Source organism: Alphaproteobacteria bacterium (assembly GCA_017308135.1).
Lineage (GTDB): Bacteria > Pseudomonadota > Alphaproteobacteria > CACIAM-22H2 > CACIAM-22H2 > Tagaea.
In genome coordinates this window covers 577,406-597,605 of the sequence record JAFKFM010000008.1, presented here as the reverse complement: position 1 = coordinate 597,605, position 20,200 = coordinate 577,406, and the positions used below count along the sequence as shown (strand labels likewise).

The window sequence follows — 20,200 nt, the reverse complement described above, 5'->3', positions numbered from 1 at the left end:
ATCAGCCCTCCGGATGAATGAGTTTGCCGATAAGATCCGTAAGTTCGCCCGGCAGGAATGGTTTGGCGAGTGCCGCATCGGCACCGAAGCTTTTCGCGAAAGTCAGCAAGTCTAGATTCTTGAGGCGTCCGCCGCCGGATATCGCGACGACTTTCACTTTCGCGTTGTTCTTCCGAATTCTGCGTATCGTTTCAAGTCCATCGGTTTCGGGCATCAACAGATCGGTCACGACGACGTCGGGTGAGTTATGAAAAAGATGCCCTTCGATATGCGTGCCATTTGCGGACACGAAAACCTCGTGCCCTGCTCTTGTTAGGGCCAAACGAAGTGTCTCCCTTACAAGTTGGTCATCGTCGATAAGAACGATCCTGGCCATATTCGAAGCTGCCCCCGACGATGTGTTTAATCACAATAGCATATTGAACAAGCGGAACTGGCAGAATGATGCTCTGCGATAGTTTCAATGCTGATGTCTCGGATTGGAGTGTTTACATGTCGCGGCTTCGACAGTTTATCGGATTTGATCGCTAGCTGATCTTCTCCGCCTCGTACTGGGATACGGCGTTCGTCGTTATTGTCGGTCGATAAGACCATCGCAGAATATTCTAGAGATGCTTGGGATTTGACAGTCGCCCTATGGAGATACTTGAAGTGGCGATCGGAACGCTTTCGGATGAGCGATCCCGGAGCGCTATCGGGTATCAAACGGAATCCGATGAGTGACGAAAAATCAGATAACAAATTCAAGTAAAAGTTTTAAACTGAAACTTCCGGCCGAGGAAGGGGCGCGAGGTATCGCTCGCGCAAGCGCGCCGGGATCTCGATGAAGATAAAAACGTGTCGCGGAAGCGTATGGGACATCGAGCCGCCGTTCGCTCCCGAAACGCGGTTCTCCGACTGCGTGCCAGGCGGCGGAAAAGGGACTGTTTTATGAACGGGCAATTCGGTACACGCGGCCCATTGATCTGACTCACTTTTCTGCCCCGCCGCGCGGTGGGGGATTATGAACACGCCCGCACGGCCGGGAATCTCCGGCGGGAAAGTTCTTGCTCCAGTTGACTCGCCACCGCTAGCGTTCCGGTGCCCGCGCTCTTGCTGGCTACCGACCCGAAAGGTGCGAAATGAAGATCGACGTATCCGAACTATCGGCTGACCTGATCGTGTCCCTTGATGACGCGACCGAGGTGTTTGTGACGCACGCCACCGACTGCGTTGAAGCGGAAGGGATGGAGCATGGGCAGTCCCGCACGCTGTGGGACGGCTCGGTGCTGGTGCGCCACGGGGACCGCATTGTGTGGCTCCAGGGGCTACCCGTGGCGGCGCGCGCTGGCACGGAGGTGACGGCCGCCTAACACTCGCGCCCGCTCGGTCAACTCGCCATCAAAGGGTACAGCGCGAAGGCGCTGCGGCATTAAGAGCGCGGCTCCATCCCTGATCGCACCGGGGACGGCCGCAGACCGAGTGGACGCAAGGCGGCAACGCGCGGCGCAGCGTGAGGCAAGCGTCTAGAGGGCCGGTGGGTGACGCTTGCGGTTTACCTGGGTGTTGGATGCAAGGGGGCACCGGGGGGAACGTTGAAGCGTCGGACTATGCGTTAGGCGCTTCGCGTACGCGCATCAAACAACTGAAGTCGAAAAGGTTTGTCCGATGGAAAAAGAGCCACCGTGGTCTACAGCGCTGACAATGAGCCTTCGGGTCGCATTCGGATTGCTGCTTCTAACTCTGACCCTAATTGCATTCTCTCAAATACTCCTTTCGATCCTCGGTCAGCTTGCGGATTTAGATCGTGTGGCGTGGATTGGCTTTTGGGGAAATATCGCCGGAGGAGCGATCGGGCTAGTTGGCGCGGCTGCGGCTGCGTTTGTGGCGATCTACGTACTTCGAGAGCAATTCAGGAAAGATAAATCCGATAAACAAATGGTGCTTCGTGAGGTTCTTGAGGCTTTATCGACCTCAATTGAAAGCACTTGCATTGTTGCGCGTCCAAACTTTCAGGCCGCACTAGCCGCTTTACAAAAAAGCTCACTAAAAGATGCTCTATCCAGCCTGCGCTCGATATCGTCGCTCTTTCGCCGCATTGACACGTCTATTTTAGGACAAATTGCCATACTGAGTACGTCGGTTGCTATTCGCCGAGCGGAATTAGATGAACTAGCGGATCGCTTTCGGGCACAGTTGCGCGAGTCAGGCGAAGATCAAGTTCGCCTGGAGGCAAACCCAACGGATTCGTTCGCTATTAAAATGGTTCTCGGTGCCACTACGACTTTGGCGTTAAGCGTCACCTCATTTGATCTGGTTGTTGCTCGTTATATACGGGCGCTGCTGACTGTAGCGGAGTTGTCAGACCTGTTGCTCACGCGCGCGCATTCGCTAGTAGAGCTTGAGAAGGAGTTGACGGCCCGAGCTAGTGAATTCGAAGCAGAAGCAAACCGGTGGAACGAGCTTTGGAAGAAGCCTTAGATGCCAGTGTGCCTGAAGGTGCCGGTGTGTCTGAAACTTTTCTCACAAGAATATGCTGGTGGCGTTAAGCGTGTGGGGAAGATGTGGGGGAACGTGTGGGGAAATACCTTCGGCGTCCCCGATCTTATTATTGATTTTATTGAGAAAAAATAGGCCTTCGCGAAATGGCGTGCCATCGGCGACGAAGAAGAGAACTGTTGGTTCTTGACGCTACTCAGAGAATGACCTCTGGCGTGAGGATCGAGTTGGAGATGTTGAGTATTTCAAATTAAACGTAAAGGACGCAACGCGTCCGGCGAGAGTTGGCCGAAAGACGTCATGCCGATCAATCCAAGCGTCGTGCGGATTTCGATCTCCAGGATCTCCAGCGCACGGATCAAAGCGGGCACGCCGCCCGCCGCCAGCGCATAGGCTTGCAGCTTGCCAAGGCCGACCGCGTCTGCACCGTGCGCCACTGCCTTGATGACATCGCTGCCGCGCATCACGCCGCCATCGACGATCAGATGCGCCCGCCCGCGCACGGCGTCGGCGATCTCCGGTAGCACTTCGATCGTCGCGGGCGCGAAGTCCAGCTGCCTTCCGCCGTGGTTGGAGACGTAGATCGTGTGCACGCCCGCGTCGACCGCGCGGCGCGCGTCGTCCGCGTCCATCACGCCTTTCAGAACGACCGGCATCCCGGCGATCGACACGATATAGGCGAGCATGTCCCAATCGACGGCCGCTTGATGCAGGTCGCCATCGCGACCCAAAAGATGCGCGACGTCCGGCCGATCGATCGCCGACGCGGGCGAGAACCGCGCTTCGAGATCGCGCTCGCGCCGGCCATAGAGTGCGGTGTCGACGGTCAGGCAAAGCGCCCGGAAACCCGCTGCGCGGGCGCGGGCGACGATATCTGCGACCCAGCCGCGATCGCCGCGCACGTAGAGCTGGAACACCGGCCGCACGCGGGTATTCGCGGCGACAACCTCGAGTGCCGGAAAGCCCATCACGCTGACGAAGGGCAGGATACCGAACGCTTCGGCCGCTTTCGCCGCGGCGAGGCCACCTTCCGGATCAACGAGGGCGAGCCCGCCGATCGGGGCAAGCACGACCGGCAAGCGCCAGTTCTGACCGAAAAGATCGGCACGGCAATCGATCTTCGAAACGTCGCGCAAAACGCGTTGACGGAAGCCGATCGCTTCGAGCGCCGCGCGATTGCGGCGCAGCGTCGCTTCGCTGTCGGCGCCGCCCGACAGATAATGCCAATGCGCCGGCGGCAGTTTGGCGGTCGCCGCCTTGACGATCTCGGGGATGGTCAGGAATTCCACGGCGATCTCAAAACGGCGCCGCGCCCTTCGTCTGAGTGCGCCACATGATGCGCCGTTCGACCGTGTCGTCGTAGCCGGTCGCGCGGTGCATCAAGCAGCGATTGTCCCAGACGACCAGATCGCCGCGCTTCCAGCGATGGCGATAGACGAATTCCGGTCGTTCGAGGAAATCGAAGACGAAGGCGAGTATCGCGTCGCTCTCGTCTTTCGCCAAACCGTCGATGGCGATCGCGGAATCCGGATCGATATAGACGGATTTCCGACCTGTCGTCGGATGGGTGCGCAAGGCGGGATGCGCCACGTCCGGATTGGCGGCGCGGCGCGCTTCGGTCAAGGGCTCGGCCTCGATATAGTTTTTCTCGTAGCTCGCGCGGAAGCTATGGACGACGTTGCGTCCCGCCAATCTCTCCCGGATATGGTTGGGCAGGGCGTCGTGCACAGCTCGCATGTCTGCGAATAGCGTGTCGCCGCTGTCGCGCGGCACTTCATGGCCGTAGAGCAGCGTGTAGGTTACCGGGGTGGCCTGATGGATCTGATCCGAATGCCAGAAAATGCCGTTATTCGGCGCGCCCAATCGCTTTCCGTCCGCGTTGAAATTGTTCGATAGGATCATAACTTCCGGATTGTCGCCGGCGAGATACTCGGCGACTTGATGGCGCACCGATTCGCCGAATTGGCGCGTGAACGCGACAAGCGTCGCACGGTCGAGTTGCTGGCCGTCGATCGCAACGACGCCGTATTCGTCGAGCGCCGCTTGGATCGCCGCTCGTTGGCTGTCGTCGGGCAGATGGTCGAGACCGAAAATGCGCGCGCCATAGCCCGCGTCCAGCGGCCGTATCTTAAGTCCATCGTGGAGATCGGTCATTCTCGGCCACGCCCCTTTCGGTTACGCGGGAGGACGTAGCAATCGTTATGCCCGGCATTTTCCGGGCATACATTTCGATCGCGCCGCGCGCTTGCGCCAAAAATATGCATGACCTGCCTCGACGCCTAAAATTGCGCCAGGAAAACACGGGAACAAACAAACTAAATCCCTGCATGAAATAGCTAAATCGATTTTTGAATTCATCATTCAGTATGGTTCTCAGGCGCTTTCCGGCGTGTCTCGCGGCGATGGCATGCTCCTTGCGGAGTACGCCTCGTTTCGGTGTCCCGACCAACACTGGAAGGGGGATTTTTCTCGTCGTCATGAAAGCGCCGGCGTTTCGCTACCACCGACCGAATTCGCGAACCGAAGCGTTGAAGTTGCTGTCGGCGTTGCCGGCGGCGCGGATTCTCGCGGGCGGGCAATCGCTGATGCCGATGCTGAACTTCCGCGTGGCGCAGCCCGACGATCTGATCGACATCAATCGCATCGCCGATCTCGCCGGCATCGGCGATACGCCCTCGGAAGTCGTGATCGGCGCGATGACGCGCCAGCGCGAACTCGAAAAATCGCCGGCAATCGCCGCGCGTTTGCCGCTGATGGCCGAAGCGATCGCGCAGATCGGTCATGTCGCCACACGCGGGCGCGGCACGATCGGCGGCAGTCTTTGCCATCTCGATCCGGCGGCGGAGTTGCCGGTCGTCGCGTTGGCGCACGAGGCGCGCCTGCACGTCGAAAGCACGCGCGGCGTGCGCGACATCGCGATGGTCGATTTTCCCGCGGGGCTACTGACGCCGTCGCTGGATGGTGACGAGATGCTGACCGCGATCTCCTTTCCGGTCTGGCGTGCCGGCCATGGCAGCGCCTTCGTCGAATTCGCGCGCCGCCATGGCGATTTCGCGATCGTCGCTTGCGGTGTCTTGGCCGAGCGCGCGGCCGATGGCGCGATCACGCGTATCGCCATCGCGATTGGGGGCCTGGCGCCGACACCGTTGCGCCTGACGAAGGCCGAGACTTTGTTGACCGGCGTTGTGCCGGACGCGGCGCGTATCGCGGCGGCGGCGAACGCCACGCAAGATGTCGATCCGCTGGACGACCCGCAAGCGCCCGCATCGTATCGCCGGCGTTTGGCGCCCGCCATCGTGCGCCGCGCGATCGACGCCGCCTTGTCGCGCGCGACGTTGGGGGTGGCATGATCGCGCCGCGTGCCACCATCGCGCTGACGGTCAACGGCAAAACGTGCGAAGGCACGACGGAGCCGCGCACGCATCTCGCTGATTTTCTGCGGCACGATCTGGGGCTGACCGGTACGCATGTCGGGTGCGAACACGGCAGCTGCGGGGCTTGCACCGTCATCGTCGACGGCGTGGCGGCGCGATCCTGCCTGATGCTGGCGGTTCAGGCCGACGGCGCGTCGGTCGAGACGATCGAAGGCTTGGCATCGGGCGACGCGTTGAACCCGCTGCAGCAGGCGTTCTGGGACCGGCACGGGCTGCAATGCGGCTTTTGCACGCCCGGCATTCTGATGACGTTGACCGCATACTTGCGCGACGACCCGTCGCCTGACGCCGAAACCTTGCGCGTCGTGCTCTCCGGCAATCTTTGCCGCTGCACGGGCTATCAGAACATCGTTGCGGCGGCGCTAGATGCGGCGGCGCGGTTGCGAACAGGCGTCGCGGCATGACCGGCCCCATTGAAAGCGCAAATGCCAAAATCGGCGCGCGGCTGCGGCGCCTCGAAGACCGGGCGTTGCTGACCGGGCGCGGGCGTTTCGTCGACGATATTGCTTTGCCGGGCGCGCTGCATGCGGCCTTCGTGCGCAGCCCGCACGCCCATGCGCGGGTGATTTCGATTGATACGGCCGAAGCGGCGAAGGTCGATGGCATTCGCGCGATCTTCATCGAGGCCGATCTTGCGCGCGTGTTGACGGCGATGCGCCTGCCGATCGCGTTCCCCGAAGGGCAAATGCCCGCCGAGGCGATGCCGCGCATCCTGCCGGGCGACGAAGTGCTGCATGTGGGCGAGGCGATCGCGATCGTGGTCGCCGAAAGCCGTGCGATCGCCGAAGATGCCGTCGATCTAGTCGCGGTCGATTACGCGCCGCTGCCGCCGGTCGTCGATCCGAACGCGGCGTTGTTGGCGAACGCGCCAATCGCCTGCGTCGGCGATCGCGACAATCTGTTCAAGCGCTTCGTCACCGGCTACGGCGATTGCGACGCGGCCTTCGCGAAGGCCGCGCATGTGATCCGCGCCGATCTGGTGCAGCATCGCGGTAGCGCGCAGCCGATGGAAGGGCGCGGCACGCTGGCGCGTTTCGATACGGCCGCCGATCTGCTGACGATTTGGTCGTCGACCCAGATGTCGCACGAATTGCGCGATACGACGGCCCATCTGCTGGGCCTGTCGGAAGACGCGGTGCGCGTGATCGCCCCCGATGTCGGCGGCGGCTTCGGCGCCAAATACATGGTCTATCCCGAGGATATCGCCGTCGCGGCGGCGGCAAAGATCCTCGGCGGCTCAGTCAAATGGATCGAAGACCGGCGCGAGCATTTCGTGTCGGCGATCCAGGATCGCGACCAGTTCTGGAACGTCGAGATCGCGGTCGACGCCGACGCTCGCATTCAGGGCGTGCGCGGCACATTGATCCACGATCAGGGCGCCTACGCGCCGCACAGCATCAACGTGCCGTTCAACGCGTCGGTATCGATGCCAGGCGCGTATGTCGTGCCCAACTACAAGCTCGACGTGTCGCTCGCGCGCACCAATCTGCCGCCCGTCATTCCCGTGCGCGGGGCGGGCTATCCGCAAGGCTGTTTCGCGATGGAACGGCTGATGGACAAGGTCGCGCAAGCGCTCGGGCTCGATCGCGCGGAAGTGCGCGCGCGCAATCTCGTGCGCGCCGAGATGATGCCCTACGCCACGCCGATGAAGACGCGCGCGGGCGCGGCCATCGTCTACGACAGCGGCGATTATCCGGCCTGCCAGGCGAAGGGCCTCGCCGCGATCGACTATGCGGGCTTCGCCGCGCGCCGCAAGGCGGCGTTGGCGCAAGGCCGCCGTCTTGGCATCGGAATCGCGCACGCGGTGAAAGGCACAGGGCGCGGGCCGTTCGAGTCCGGGCTGGTGCGCGTGATGCCCGATGGGCGCGTCTCGGTCTATACCGGTGCGCTCGCCATGGGGCAGGGGCTGAAAACGGCGCTGGCGCAAATCTGCGCCGATACGCTGGATGTGAATCCCGACAAAGTCGACGTCGTGACCGGCGATACGGGGTTCGTGTCGATGGGATTCGGCGGCTTCGCCAGCCGCCAGACCGTCACCGCCGGATCGTCCGTGCTGCTCGCGACGCGCGAAGTCCGCGCCAAAGCGATCAAAGCCGCCGCCGGCATGCTCGAGGCGGCGGAAGCCGATATCGTCATTACCGATGGCTACGCGCACGTTGCCGGTGTGCCGAAGGAAAGCGGCGTGACGCTCGGCAAGATCGCCAAAGCGTTGCGCGGCCTTCCCGGGTACGCGTTCCCGGCGGGGCTCGGCGCCGGACTCGAAAACGAAGCGCATTTCCGCGTCGATCCTCTCGCTTTCGCCAACGCGTTCCACGCTTGCGAGGTCGAGGTCGATATCGAGACCGGTGCGGTGACCGTGCTGCGCTATGTCGTGGTCAACGACAGCGGCAAGCTGATCAATCCGCCAATCGTGGAAGGCCAGATCCAAGGCGGCGTTGCGCACGGGATCGGCAACGCGTTGTACGAACGCATGCGCTACGACGATCAAGGCCAGCCGATGAGCGCCACGCTCGCCGATTATCTGCTGCCGACATCGACCGAGATTCCGGATATCGAAATCCTGACGCACGAAAGCCCGTCGCCGCATAATCCGCTGGGCATCAAGGGCGTCGGCGAAGTGGGCGTTATTCCCGTGACGGCGACAATCGCTTCGGCCGTCGAGGACGCGCTTTGCGAGTTCGGCGCGTCGATCGATGCGGTGCCGATCGAGCCCGCGCGCATCTTGGAGATCGTCGACGCGGGGACGACGACGGGGGCGGCGGCATGAAGCTGCACTGGAATTGGATCCTGGTTCCGCCGCTCGTGCTGTCGAGCTTGCTGTTGATCGTGTCGCAAGCGGCGTTTCTGCGGGGCTCGCTCCATCGCGATATCGGACTTGGGCGCCTCGATCCGGTGCTTACATTCTCGAACTTCGTCGAGATCGCGACCGACGATTATTTCACCCATGCCTTCTCGCTGTCCTTCGGCGTGTCCGCGACGGCGACGGCGTTGACGCTGCTGATGGCCTTCCCGATGGCCTATCTGATCGCGCGGATGGAAAGTCGCTGGTCGATGCCGCTGCTCGCGGCGGTCGTCGCGTCGTCCTTCGTAACTATCGTCATCAAGGTGCTGGGCCTGTTGCTGATCTTCAGCAGCAACGGCCCGCTCAATAAGTTCCTCACCGGCCTGGGCTTGACCGACGGTCCGATATCGATCGTCGGCACGCTGCCCGGCGTCGTCCTCGGCCTGATCTATTACACGTTCGGCTTCGCGGTGCTGCTGTTCTACAGCCTGATCGTCACCATTCCGCGCTCGCTGGAGGAAGCGGCCGAAATCCACGGCGCCTCGCGCTTGCAGGTGATGCGCCAAGTCGTGTTGCCGCTTTGCGTGCCGGGCCTCGCCGCCGGCACGTTGATGATCTTCAACGTCAACATGGGCGGCTTCTCGTCGACCGCGCTGATCGGGGCGGGCAAGGTGTTGACCGTGCCGATCGTCGTCCAGCGTACCGTATTGCTCGAAACCAGCTACGGCATGGGCGCGGCGGTCGCCGCTGTGCTGCTGATGGTCGTGCTGCTGATCAACGTCGCGGCGGTCGCGGTGATCGCGCGCGGGCGCAAAGGCATCGTGACATGACCGCGATCGCCATGCCCGCCTACAAATTACGCCGCAAGATCGCAGCCGGGATTTTTCTCGCCTTCGGTTATCTCGTTTTGCTCGGGCCCGTTGTCTATGTGGCGCTCGCATCATTCGACTACGGCCAGCGTGCCTATGTCGTCTTCCCGCCCGAGAAATTCACGATCGAAGCCTATCTGCGTATCCCATCGCGTTATTGGAACGCGCTGGGCGTGTCGCTGATCGTGGCGCTGGCGACGACGGTGATCGCGTGCCTTATCGGTATTCCCGCCGCGATGGGCATTGTGCGCGGCACGTTCAGGGGCAAGTCCATCGTGCTGGCGATTCTGCGCGCGCCCCTGCAAATTCCGGCGGTCGTCGCGGGTGTGGCGTTCTTGCAAGCCTATTATGTGATCGGTGCCGCAACCGGCTGGTACGGGGCGAGCACCTTCGCGGGCTTGATCGTGGCGCATGTTTTCGCGGCGACGCCCTATCTGATCGGCACGCTGGTCAGTTCCCTGCAACGCTTCGATACGAGCATCGAGGAAGCGGCGTTGATCCTTGGCGCCACGCCCTTGGGCACGCTGCGCCAAGTGACCTTGCCGATGATGCGGCCGGGGATTTTCGCAGGCGCGCTCTACGCCTTCATGATCTCGTTCGGCGAAGTGCCGATGTCGGTGTTCCTGACCAGCGGACGCTTGGTGACGCTACCGGTCGAGATCTTCAATTCGATGCAGTTCGATTTCGAGCCGGTGATTCTGGCGATTTCGACGCTGGTGACGATCCTGTCGCTGGCGATGGTGTGGATCGTGCAGCGCGCGATCGGGTTGGACATTTTCATCAATAAAGGAGCGGCGGAATGAGAAAGATGGGCATTGCCAAAAGCGCTCTCGCGATCGCCTTTGCCGCGATGATCGGAATCGGCGAGGCGTCGGCCGGGCAGTTCGACGGCGTGACGCTACGATTGGGTACCTTCGGCGGCAAATGGCGCGACATCGTCGACACGCATGTCGCCAAGGCCTTCGCGGCCGAAGGCGGCAAGATCGAATACGTGCTGGGTCAGCCCGCCAACAATATGGCCAAGCTGATCGCCGCGCGCGGTCAGGAAGCGCCGTTCGACGTGCTCGAAGTGCTTGACAATCTATTGCCTTCGCTTGTCGCGGGCGATTTCATCGCACCGATCGACTTGTCGAAAGTCCCGAACGCCAAGGACCTCGACCCGTCGATGTACGACGCCAACAAGGTGATGATCTGGATCACCCAGGAAGGCATCATCTACAACAAGAAGATCTTCGCCGAGCAAGGCATCCCGGTTCCAAAATCCTACGCCGACCTTGCTAATCCGAAACTGAAGGGTAAAGTCTCGCTGCCCGACATCAGTGCCGGCGGCGCCATGCCGGCCATTGTGGGCATGACGCGCGAGACCGGCGGTACCGAAATCAACATCGATTCCGGCCTCGATCTCGTGCGCAAGATCGCGCCCGCGAATTTCTGGTCGTCGTCGGCGAATTTGCAAACGGCGCTGGTGGGCGGCGACGTTTGGGCGGCGGCGGCGCAGGCCGGTAACGTCCAGCGCCTGCGCGGCCAGGTCGATCTCGGCATCGTATTCCCGCCGGTCGGCGGCAAGCACGGTGTGCTGAAGCAGGGCTATCTCGTCAAGATCAAGGGCACGAAACACTCGGCTGCGGTCGACTGGCTGATCAACCAGTTCCTGTCGACGCCGATGCAGGAAGCCACGCTGAATGAAGGCGGGCAGGTGCCGGTCGCGAAAACGGCCCTCGCCAAGCTCGCCCAAGATCCGCAATACGACTTCTTGCGTCTGAAGCCGGAGGAGCTTGCGGGCATGTACCAGATCGATTTCAGCAAGGTGGACGAAGCGGCCTATGTGCAGCGCTGGAACCGCCGGATCGTGCGTTAGCCGGTGACCCGCACGAACGCCATGTCCGCCCCCAAAGTCGCCTTCGAGAAGGTCGAGCGCCGTTACGGCAACACGACGGCGCTCGCCGCCCTCGATCTGACGATCGGGGAAGGCGAGTTCTTGACGCTGCTCGGTCCCTCAGGCTGCGGCAAGACGACGACGTTGCGCATCCTCGCGGGCTTCGTCGATCCGACGGCGGGGCGCGTATTGATCGACGGTCGCGACGTGGTCGCGTTGCCGCCGAACAAGCGCGACGTGGGCATGGTGTTCCAGAACTACGCGCTGTTTCCCCACATGACCGTGGCCGAGAATATCGGCTTCGGCATGAAACAGCGCGGCGCCGATCCCGCCGCGATCGCCAAACGCGTGGGCGAGTTGCTCGAGCTCGTTCGGATGTCGTCCCTTGGCGGGCGGCTGCCGGGCGAGTTGTCGGGCGGCCAGCGTCAACGCGTGGCGATCGCGCGCGCGGTCGCACACCCGCCCAAAGTGCTGCTGATGGACGAGCCGTTGGGCGCGCTCGACCTCAAGCTACGCGAATCAATGCAGCACGAGTTGCGCGCCATCCAGCGCGCGCTCGGCATCACCACGCTTTACGTGACGCACGATCAAACCGAAGCGATGACGATGTCCGACCGCATCGTCGTGATGAATGCGGGCCGCGCCGAGCAGATCGGTGCGCCGGCCGACATTTACATGAATCCGGCGACGCGCTTCGTCGCTTCGTTCGTCGGGCGGATCAACGTGCTGCCCGATCGCGGCGGTCCCGCGAAGGGCGTGCGTCCCGAATGGATGCGGATTCTGCCGAAGGGTGCCGCGGTCAACGGCTACGACACGATCGAGGGGCGGCTGGCGGACCGGATCTTCGTCGGCACGCATGTGAGTTTGCTGGTCGATGTCGGGCAGGGGATCACCTTGTCGGTCGATGCCCATCCCGGCGATGCGCTGCCCGATCCCGGCGAGACGGTGCGCGTCTCGTGGGAACCCAAAAACGCGATCGTGCTCAATTGAGGACGGGAATCGAACGATGACGGATATCCGCGAAGCTTGCGCCAAGACGACGCCGCGAATCAGCGAGGCGGAAATCCGCGCGCTGGTCCGCCCCGATCGCATCCATCGGCGGCTTTATACCGACCCCGATCTGTTCGATTTGGAGATGGAGCGGGTTTTCGGGCAGGCCTGGATTCTGGTCGGCCATGATTCCCAAGTGCCCAAGCCGCACGATTTCGTGATCACGCGCATCGGCAAGGAACCGGTGATCATGTCGCGCGACGCGAACGGCGAAGTTCACGTCGTCGCCAATCGTTGCGCGCATCGCGGGCTTCAGGTCTGTGCGACCGAAAGCGGCTCGACGCGGCATTTCAAATGCCCCTATCACGGCTGGTCGTACCGTTCCGACGGTTCGCTTGCCTCGATGCCCAATGCAATCAGTTACGGCGGCAAGGCGGCGATCGTCGATCCCGCGAACGGCCTGCGCCCCGTCGCGCGTATGGCGATCTATCGCGGCTTCGTGTTCGCCAGCCTGTCGCCGACGGGGCCGTCGCTCGACGAATATCTCAACGGCATCAAGACCAGCATCGACGATCTGGTCGATCGCGCCCCCGACGGCGAGATCGAGTTCGTCGGCGGGTGCAGCCGCTATATCGTGCGCGCGAATTGGAAGACCCAGATCGACAACGGTGTCGATCTCCATCACGCGACCTATACGCACGTCTCCACACTCGACGCGGACGGTCGCCAGTTCTCGCGGCATGGCGGCGGGCCGCGCATCTTGATCGACGGCAAGCGCTCGATCGATTGGGAGCCGTTCGGCGTCGTCGGTTTTCCCTACGGTCACGGCTATCAGGGCCGGCCGCCGGTCGAGACGCTGCCGAGCGGCCCCGTCTACGAGGATTACGTCGGCCGTCTCGTCGCGCGTCACGGCGAGGAACGCACCAAAGCGATCCTGAAATACGATCGCTTCAACAGCGTCGTCTATCCGAGTTTCACGTTCCAGGCTTTCGGTCAGCATGTGCGCGTCGTGCGGCCGATCGCGGTCGACAAGACCGAAATCCGCGTCTACCCCGTCGCGTTGAAGGGGGCGCCGGAAGCCTATAACCGCGCGGCGATCCGCTCGCTCGCGGCGACGCATTCGGCCGCGTCGATGATCCAGACCGACGACATCGAAGTGTTCGAGCGCGCGCAGCGCGGTCTCGCCAGCACCAGCAACGATTGGGTGCTGTTCGCGGGCCATCCCGGCAAGGGCGAAGAATGGCACGAAGGCGGTTGGCGCGGCTCGGGCACGTCGGAATTCGTCTCGCGCATCCAATACGCCGAGAATTGGGTTTCCTATATGTGCGGAGGGCAGGGCAATGCTGTCGCTTGAATCCGCGCGCCGCAACGACATCCGCGCGATCGAGCAGTTCCTGTTCACCGAAGCGCGGATGCTGGACGAGCGCCGCTTCGAGGAATGGGCCGAGCTATTCACCGAAGACGGCGTCTATTGGGCGCCCACGCGCCATGACCAGAAAAGCCCGGAAGAAGCGGTGTCGCTGTTCTACGACGATCGCGTGACGATGGCCGCGCGCGTCAAGCGTTTGCGCCATCCGGACGTCCATATCCAAATCCCGATCTCGCGCACGACCCATATCGTGACGAATATCGAGATCGATCCGGTGCCGCCGGACGACGCGGATATCCGCGTCTTCGCCGCGTTCATGGTCGCCGAGTATCGCGAGAACGCGGAGCCGCGCTGGTACGCGGGGCGATACGAGTATCGCCTCAAAAGCTTCGGCGCCGGATTCCGGATCGCCCTCAAGAAAGCCACGCTTGTGAACTGCGACGGCGCGTTCACCTCGATGGCCGTCTATATCTGAATTCCGTATCGGGAGGTTTCAACATGTCGCCACTCGCCCTGAATGCCGAACAAGTCGCCGCGTTCCATCGCGACGGCTTCGTCGTCGCGCGCGGAATGTTCTCGCGCGCCGAAGCCGATCTGATCCGCGGCACCGCGGAGGTCGACGATTCGCTGCACAAAGCCGCTTACTTCCGCAGCGATTCGACCGGCTCGAAGACGCGCATGACCGTGTGGAACGAGCCGGGCGACGATATTTTCGGCTTGTTCTCGCGCAGCGAACGCATCGTCGACAGCATGGAGACGCTGATCGGCGAGGAGGTCTACCACTACAACTCCAAGCTCAACGCCAAGGAGCCGTTCGAAGGCGGGGCGTGGGAATGGCATCAGGATTACGGCTATTGGTATGCCAGCGGCTGCCTGTTTCCGCGCATGGCGACCTGCATCCTGGCGCTTGATCCCAGCACCAAGGAAAACGGCTGCCTGCAGATGCTGAAGGGCTCGCATCACGCCGGGCGGATCGATCACGCCTTGTCGGGCAAGCAGGTTTCGGCCGATCAGAAGCGTATCGGACATCTGCTGGAGAAACTCGAACGCGTCTATGTCGAGCAGGAACCGGGTGACGTGTTGTTCTTTCACGCCAACATGCTGCACGGTTCGGACGCGAACAAATCGGCCAAGCGGCGCTGGGTTTTGATCTCGTGCTACAACGGACGCTCGAACTCGCCGGTGATCAAGCATCACCATCCGGAATATTCGCCGCTGCACAAGGTGCCGGATTCGGCGATCCTGGAAGCGGGCATCAAGCCGACGGCGGGGAAGAAGTCCTTCCTCGAGAAGGCCTACAACCCGCTCGAGCACCAGGAAAGCTGAATGGCGCGGGGCTCAACCCACGCGATGGCGCGCACCGTCGCCCGCGGGCAGGCGGCGCAGCGCGTCGATCGCGGCATCGCCGGTCTTGCGATTGTGCTCGGCGAAGCGTTCGGCGGCGAGGGCGGCGTCGCGTTTGCGCAAGGCGGCCATGATGCCTTCGTGTTCTTCGACCGATTCCTGCCAGCGTTTGGCGTCGTAGTTAACCAGCGAGCGCGCGCGCACGAGCTTCGTGCTGCACATCGTGTAGGTCGCTTCGAGGGCGGGGTTGGCGGCGAAGGCGACGAGGCGCGCGTGGATCTGCCGGTTGACGAGGAAATAGTCGTTGCGCCTTCCCGCGCGATGGAAAGCGACGAGCTGGGCGTGCAGTCCTTCGAGCTCGGCGAGTTCGGCCGCGCCGATCTTCTCGGCCGCGAGCCGGCCCGCGAGATGTTCGAGCGCGTCCATCAGCTGGAAGATATGCGCGATCTCTGCATGATCGATCGGCGCCACGACCGCGCCGCGATGCGGGCGCAGTTCGACCAAGCCTTCGGAGGCGAGAACCTTCAACGCCTCGCGCAGCGGCGTGCGCGAAATATCGAACGTCTCGCACAATTCGGCTTCGTTGATCTTGGCGCCGGGCGCAAGTTCGCTCGCTTGGATCATCGCGCGCAGCTCGGTCACGATCGTGTCGTGCAACGGCAGGCGGCGGATCAACCGTGCGATGGGTTTTCCCGTCGTGGTTCTGGGCAAGATGACGCCTCGATATCGCTTCAACCGGACGTCCAAATCTTTAGCTAAGTAACTGGATAAATGCAACGTTCCGGAAACTGCATCTTTCATTCAACAACGAAAAGGCACCCCGGCGCGGCCGGGACGTCGGAGAAACCGTCGCCATGAACAAACCGATCCGGATCGGCATGCTCACGCCATCCTCGAACACGGTGCTGGAGCCCGTCTGCGCGGAAATGCTGCGCGGGTTGCCGGGCGTCACCGCCCATTTCGGCCGCTTCGAGGTGACGGAGATTTCGCTGGGCGAACGTTCGCAGCGCCAGTTCGAGACGACGCCGATGATCGCCGCCGCGAAGCTGCTGGCCGATGCGCAGGTCGATGTGATCGGCTGGAACGGCACCTCGGCGAGCTGGCTCGGTTTCGAGCGCGACGAGACTTTGTGCAGCGAGATCGAGGCGGCGACGGGTATCAAGGCGGTCACCTCGGTGCTGGCGCTGGTCGAGATTCTGAATGCGATGGGTGTGACGCGCCTTGGCCTCGTCTCGCCCTATATCGACGACGTGCAGGCCAAGATCATGGCGACCTTCGCGGCGTCGGGGATCGAGGTCGTGTCGGAGCGCCATTGCGGCATCTCGCGAAACTTTGCGTTCGCGGAGGTCGAGCCGGCGGAGATCGCGCGCATGACCCGCGAAGTCGCCAAGGATCGCCCGCAGGCGATCACGGTGCTGTGCACCAATCTGATGGGGGCGCCGCTCGCCGAGGAATTGGAGCGCGAGATCGATCTGCCGATCCTCGACAGTATCTCGGTCGTCGTTTGGAAGGCACTGAAGACGGCGGGGATCGATCCCAAGCTGGTTAAAGGCTGGGGGCGGTTGTTCCGCGAGTTGCAGTGACCGACATCGCCGCGCGTTTGACGCAAGAGCAGGGCGTGACGGTGACGCCGGATCGCGCGGCGCAACTTTCGGCGGTCGCAAGGCGCCTCAATGATACGACGTGCGCAGCCGCCGATCGTCATGCAACGCTGGCCGATCCGGCGACCTATCTCCACACGCTGGCGGCGCTGCGCCGGAACGACGCCGGATGAGTTCCGGCCTTGTCGCAACGGCCGGCGCGATCGCGCGGGGCGAGCGCTCCGCGCGCGACGCGGTCGAAGCGACTTTGCGCCGGATCGATCTGGCTGATGCGCAACTCGGCGCGTTTCTGTCGGTCGATCGCGATGCCGCTTTGGCGATGGCCGACGAACGCGATCGCGAGCGCGCTTCGGGCCGGTTGCGCGGCAAGCTGCATGGCGTGCCCTTCGCTTATAAGGACATCTTCCGCCGCGCGGGCTATCGCGCGACGGCGGGCACGATCCCGCCCGACGTCGTGGCGAACGAGACCGCGCATGTGCTGGAAAAGCTGATCGCCGCCGGTGCCGTTCCGATCGGCGCCTTGAACATGGACGAGCTTGCCGCGGGTGGCACCGGCATCAACGAACATTACAAGCGCTGCGCCAATCCCTACGCGCTCGATCATATCGCGGGCGGATCGTCGAGCGGCTCGGCCGCATCGGTCGCCGCCGGGCTGGTACCGGCGAGTTTGGGGTCGGATGCGGGCGGGTCGATCCGTCTACCGGCCGCCTTCTGCGGCGTGATCGGTTTGAAACCGACCTATGGCCGGGTCAGTCGCCACGCGACATTGGCGCGCAGTTGGTCGATGGACAGCACGGGCCCGCTGGCGCGCGATGCCGCCGATTGCGCTTTGCTGCTGTCGGTCGTCGCCGGGCGCGATAAGCGCGATCCCACCACCGCCGATATGCCGGTTCCGGACTATGCCGCCATCCTTGCCGGACGTTCCGATCTGAGCGGCCTGACGATCGGCATTGCCCTCGACGGTCCCTATGCGGAGATCGACGACGAAACGGCGCGTTCGATCGATACCGTTATCGGCGTGCTGGGCGGATTGGGCGCCAAGATCGTTTCCGTCGCGATTCCCGATGTCGCGTTGCTGAACGATCTGCAGCAAGTGCTGGTGAAATGCGAAGCGGCGGCATTGCACGGCAAGCGCCTGCGCGAAGATCCCGATGGGATCGGATTCTCGGCGCGTAGCGTGATCCAGGAAGGCCTGCTGATTCCCGCGACGCGCTATATCGAGGCGTTGGCGTTGCGCGGGGCCCTGCTCGAAACGCATGTCGCGGCCCTTTATCGCCGAACGGCGGATATCGTCCTTGCCCCCGTCACGCCGGGGCCGGCGCCAAGCATCGCGGCGATGACGACCGACGATTCCGGCGCGGTCGAAACGATGTTCACCCGTGCGGCGCGGTTCACGCGGGCGGCGAATTATCTCGGCACGCCGGCGATCAGCGTGCCTTGCGGCCTGGCGCGGTCGGGTTTGCCGCTGGCATTCCAATTCATGGGGCCGCCTTTCGCCGAGGCGACGCTGCTCGCCGCCGCGAACGCCTATCAGCGCGCGACCGGTCTGTTGCCGTCGCCTAAAGCTTGAATTCCGGGATCGCTTTTTCGGCGAAAGCGTAGAGCGCGCGCCAATCGCGGCCTTCGGCGGTGACCACACCGCGCCGCGCCATTTGCTGCGCGCCATGCTCGCAAATCTCGTCCGACGGCAGGATCAACGATTCCGGCCCGCCGGCGGACAGCGCCGCGATCTGCGCGCGGCACGCCATTTCGAGATAATGGTGCAGGAAATAGGCTTCCGGCACGGTGCGCCCGCAGGCGAGGACGCCGTGATTGCGCATGATCATGCACAGATGCGGGCCCAGATCGGCGACCAGCCGGTCGCGGCCCTCCATGTCGAACTCGAAGCCCTTGAAGTCGTGATAGCCGATGCGGTTGTGGAACAGCAGCGAATGCTGCGACACCATCAGAAGTCCGCATTTCTGCGCGGCCACGCCCATATTCGCGGGTGTGTGGACATGGAACACGGCTTGAATGTCGGGCCGCGCTTCGAGAATACCGCCATGGATGACGAGCCCGCCCGGCGCCACCTTGTGCGGCGAGGGGCGCAGTTTGCGCCCGGCCGAATCGTAGAGTACGAGATTCGAGGCGGTGACTTGCTCGAACAGCTGATCTTCGCCTTTGATCAGGAATCGATCGGGCGCATCGGGGATGCGCGCCGACAGATGGTTGTAGGTCATGTCGTGGAAGCCGAAATGCGCCATCAGGCGATAGCTCGCGGCAAGTTCCAGCCGCGTTTGCCATTCGGCGTCGGTCATATTACCTTCGGCGAGATAGGATTCCGTGTCCATCTTGCTCATTTGCGCTCCCCCCGATATTCGTCGTTACTCCGGCAGCACGACCGCACCCTCGACCGGCCAACTGACCGCGACGGCGTCGCCCGGCTCCGGCGGTGCTGCGCGCGGCGGAAAGTCGAGCAGGATCGGTTCGTCGAGGCCGACATCGACCCAGATTTTCATCACGTTGCCGGAGAATTGGCGCGACGCGACTTTACCCGGTAGCGCGTTGTCGTCCGATGCGATCGCTTCGTCCGCGCGCCGTAATGCGATCTGCTCGGGGCGAATGCCGATCGTGATGGGCAAGCCGGGCATCATCGTTTTGGCGATGCGCGCGTCGCGGCCGGCGATCGTGACATTCGACGTTTCCAGTCCCGGACCGGCTGTGATCGCGGGCACGAGATTGATCTGACCGATGAAGTCGGCGACGAAACGCGTGCTCGGGCGCTGATAGATGTCGACGCCGCTGCCGATCTGTTCCAGGCGGCCTTTGTTCATCACGGCGATGCGATCGGACATGTTCATCGCCTCGGTCTGGTCGTGGGTCACGTAGACCGTGGTGATACCGATGCGTTGCTGGATAGAGCGGATTTCGTACTGCATCGACTCGCGCAGTTTGAGATCGAGCGCCCCCAGCGGTTCGTCCATCAGCAAAACCTGCGGCGAATGCGCGACCGCGCGGGCGACGGCCACGCGCTGCTGCTGGCCGCCGCTGAGTTCGGTCGGGTAACGCTTCTCGACGTCCTTCAGCTGGATCAGTTGCAACAATTCGTGCACGCGCGCGTCGATCTCGGCTTTCGGCCGGCCGCGTTCCACCAAGCCGAAGGCGATGTTCTCGCCGATAGTCATGTGGGGGAACAGCGCATAGTCCTGAAAGACCATGCCGAACTCCCGCCGATGCGGCGGAAGTTCGGTCACGTCGTCGCCGCCGAACACGATGCGGCCTTGCGTCGGCTTCAGGAAGCCGGCGATCAGCCGCAGCGTCGTGGTCTTGCCGCAACCCGAAGGACCCAGCAGGGTGACGAATTCGCCCTGCTTGATCTCCAGATCGAGCGGTTCGAGAGCCGCGACGTCGCCGTAGGATTTGGAGACGCCGCGGAGCGTGACGCTTGCCATGTCGCTATACCGCCGTGTTTCGTGTG

Annotated in this window: 21 protein-coding genes; 15 read left to right on the top strand and 6 right to left on the bottom strand. The window is 62.9% G+C overall.

Annotation, left to right across the window (positions count from 1 at the left end; all coding sequences use genetic code 11):
- Position 1 precedes the first annotated feature (1 nt).
- A complete protein-coding gene (locus J0H39_11150) occupies positions 2–376 on the bottom strand; it encodes a response regulator (GenBank protein MBN9497299.1) in 375 nt (124 codons plus the stop codon).
- Positions 377–1,121: 745 nt separating this feature from the next.
- On the opposite strand from J0H39_11150, the gene J0H39_11145 reads away from it, so the two are divergent.
- Together J0H39_11145 and J0H39_11140 are read left to right on the top strand one after the other, a co-directional pair.
- Positions 1,122–1,352, top strand: coding sequence for a hypothetical protein (locus J0H39_11145; GenBank protein ID MBN9497298.1), 231 nt, complete (start codon positions 1,122–1,124; stop codon positions 1,350–1,352).
- Between the two features lie 295 nt (positions 1,353–1,647).
- Positions 1,648–2,460: a hypothetical protein gene (locus J0H39_11140; GenBank protein ID MBN9497297.1), complete on the top strand. Its 813-nt coding sequence runs from the start codon at positions 1,648–1,650 to the stop codon at positions 2,458–2,460.
- Between the two features lie 263 nt (positions 2,461–2,723).
- Here the strand turns inward: J0H39_11140 and J0H39_11135 are convergent, their stop codons facing one another.
- On the bottom strand, positions 2,724–3,767 hold the full coding sequence (locus J0H39_11135; GenBank protein ID MBN9497296.1) for an alpha-hydroxy-acid oxidizing protein: 1,044 nt from the start codon (positions 3,765–3,767) through the stop codon (positions 2,724–2,726).
- A gap of 7 nt (positions 3,768–3,774) precedes the next feature.
- The gene (locus tag J0H39_11130; protein ID MBN9497295.1) at positions 3,775–4,632 is read right to left on the bottom strand and encodes a TauD/TfdA family dioxygenase; all 858 of its coding nucleotides are present in this window, start codon (positions 4,630–4,632) and stop codon (positions 3,775–3,777) included.
- Between the two features lie 323 nt (positions 4,633–4,955).
- Between J0H39_11130 and J0H39_11125 the strand changes: the two genes are divergently transcribed.
- Genes J0H39_11125 through J0H39_11080 form a run of 10 tightly spaced genes read left to right on the top strand, consistent with a single transcriptional unit; the run spans position 4,956 to position 15,124 of the window.
- Positions 4,956–5,828, top strand: a complete 873-nt coding sequence (locus tag J0H39_11125) for a xanthine dehydrogenase family protein subunit M (GenBank protein MBN9497294.1) — start codon at positions 4,956–4,958, stop codon at positions 5,826–5,828.
- Positions 5,825–6,316, top strand: coding sequence for a (2Fe-2S)-binding protein (locus J0H39_11120; GenBank protein ID MBN9497293.1), 492 nt, complete (start codon positions 5,825–5,827; stop codon positions 6,314–6,316). The genes J0H39_11125 and J0H39_11120 overlap by 4 nt, the downstream gene beginning before the upstream one ends.
- Positions 6,313–8,679, top strand: coding sequence for a xanthine dehydrogenase family protein molybdopterin-binding subunit (locus J0H39_11115; GenBank protein MBN9497292.1), 2,367 nt, complete (start codon positions 6,313–6,315; stop codon positions 8,677–8,679). Before J0H39_11120 ends, J0H39_11115 begins: the two co-directional genes overlap by 4 nt.
- On the top strand, positions 8,676–9,524 hold the full coding sequence (locus J0H39_11110; protein ID MBN9497291.1) for an ABC transporter permease: 849 nt from the start codon (positions 8,676–8,678) through the stop codon (positions 9,522–9,524). Before J0H39_11115 ends, J0H39_11110 begins: the two co-directional genes overlap by 4 nt.
- Positions 9,521–10,366: an ABC transporter permease gene (locus J0H39_11105; GenBank protein ID MBN9497290.1), complete on the top strand. Its 846-nt coding sequence runs from the start codon at positions 9,521–9,523 to the stop codon at positions 10,364–10,366. The genes J0H39_11110 and J0H39_11105 overlap by 4 nt, the downstream gene beginning before the upstream one ends.
- Entirely contained in the window at positions 10,363–11,421 is a 1,059-nt protein-coding gene (locus tag J0H39_11100) for an extracellular solute-binding protein (protein MBN9497289.1), read from the top strand. The genes J0H39_11105 and J0H39_11100 overlap by 4 nt, the downstream gene beginning before the upstream one ends.
- A gap of 21 nt (positions 11,422–11,442) precedes the next feature.
- Complete coding sequence (locus tag J0H39_11095) at positions 11,443–12,429, top strand: ABC transporter ATP-binding protein (protein MBN9497288.1); 987 nt, start codon at positions 11,443–11,445, stop codon at positions 12,427–12,429.
- A gap of 16 nt (positions 12,430–12,445) precedes the next feature.
- On the top strand, positions 12,446–13,783 hold the full coding sequence (locus J0H39_11090; protein MBN9497287.1) for a Rieske 2Fe-2S domain-containing protein: 1,338 nt from the start codon (positions 12,446–12,448) through the stop codon (positions 13,781–13,783).
- A complete protein-coding gene (locus J0H39_11085; protein ID MBN9497286.1) occupies positions 13,770–14,273 on the top strand; it encodes an aromatic-ring-hydroxylating dioxygenase subunit beta in 504 nt (167 codons plus the stop codon). The genes J0H39_11090 and J0H39_11085 overlap by 14 nt, the downstream gene beginning before the upstream one ends.
- Before the next feature lie 23 nt (positions 14,274–14,296).
- Positions 14,297–15,124, top strand: a complete 828-nt coding sequence (locus tag J0H39_11080) for a phytanoyl-CoA dioxygenase family protein (GenBank protein ID MBN9497285.1) — start codon at positions 14,297–14,299, stop codon at positions 15,122–15,124.
- Positions 15,125–15,136: 12 nt separating this feature from the next.
- On the opposite strand, the gene J0H39_11075 is transcribed toward J0H39_11080, so the two are convergent.
- Positions 15,137–15,943, bottom strand: coding sequence for a GntR family transcriptional regulator (locus J0H39_11075; GenBank protein ID MBN9497284.1), 807 nt, complete (start codon positions 15,941–15,943; stop codon positions 15,137–15,139).
- Between the two features lie 53 nt (positions 15,944–15,996).
- On the opposite strand from J0H39_11075, the gene J0H39_11070 reads away from it, so the two are divergent.
- From J0H39_11070 to J0H39_11060, 3 genes are read left to right on the top strand one after another with little or no spacing between them, the layout of a single operon-like run.
- Positions 15,997–16,725, top strand: a complete 729-nt coding sequence (locus tag J0H39_11070; GenBank protein ID MBN9497283.1) for an aspartate/glutamate racemase family protein — start codon at positions 15,997–15,999, stop codon at positions 16,723–16,725.
- Complete coding sequence (locus J0H39_11065; protein MBN9497282.1) at positions 16,722–16,916, top strand: hypothetical protein; 195 nt, start codon at positions 16,722–16,724, stop codon at positions 16,914–16,916. The genes J0H39_11070 and J0H39_11065 overlap by 4 nt, the downstream gene beginning before the upstream one ends.
- On the top strand, positions 16,913–18,313 hold the full coding sequence (locus J0H39_11060; GenBank protein ID MBN9497281.1) for an amidase: 1,401 nt from the start codon (positions 16,913–16,915) through the stop codon (positions 18,311–18,313). The genes J0H39_11065 and J0H39_11060 overlap by 4 nt, the downstream gene beginning before the upstream one ends.
- Here the strand turns inward: J0H39_11060 and J0H39_11055 are convergent.
- Both J0H39_11055 and J0H39_11050 read right to left on the bottom strand, forming a co-directional pair.
- Entirely contained in the window at positions 18,303–19,082 is a 780-nt protein-coding gene (locus J0H39_11055) for a class II aldolase/adducin family protein (GenBank protein ID MBN9497280.1), read from the bottom strand. The two genes, J0H39_11060 and J0H39_11055, sit on opposite strands and share 11 nt — an antisense overlap.
- Before the next feature lie 24 nt (positions 19,083–19,106).
- Positions 19,107–20,174 carry an ABC transporter ATP-binding protein gene (locus tag J0H39_11050; protein MBN9497279.1) on the bottom strand — a complete coding sequence of 356 codons (1,068 nt, stop codon included), beginning with the start codon at positions 20,172–20,174 and terminating at the stop codon, positions 19,107–19,109.
- Between the last annotated feature and the right edge of the window lie 26 nt (positions 20,175–20,200).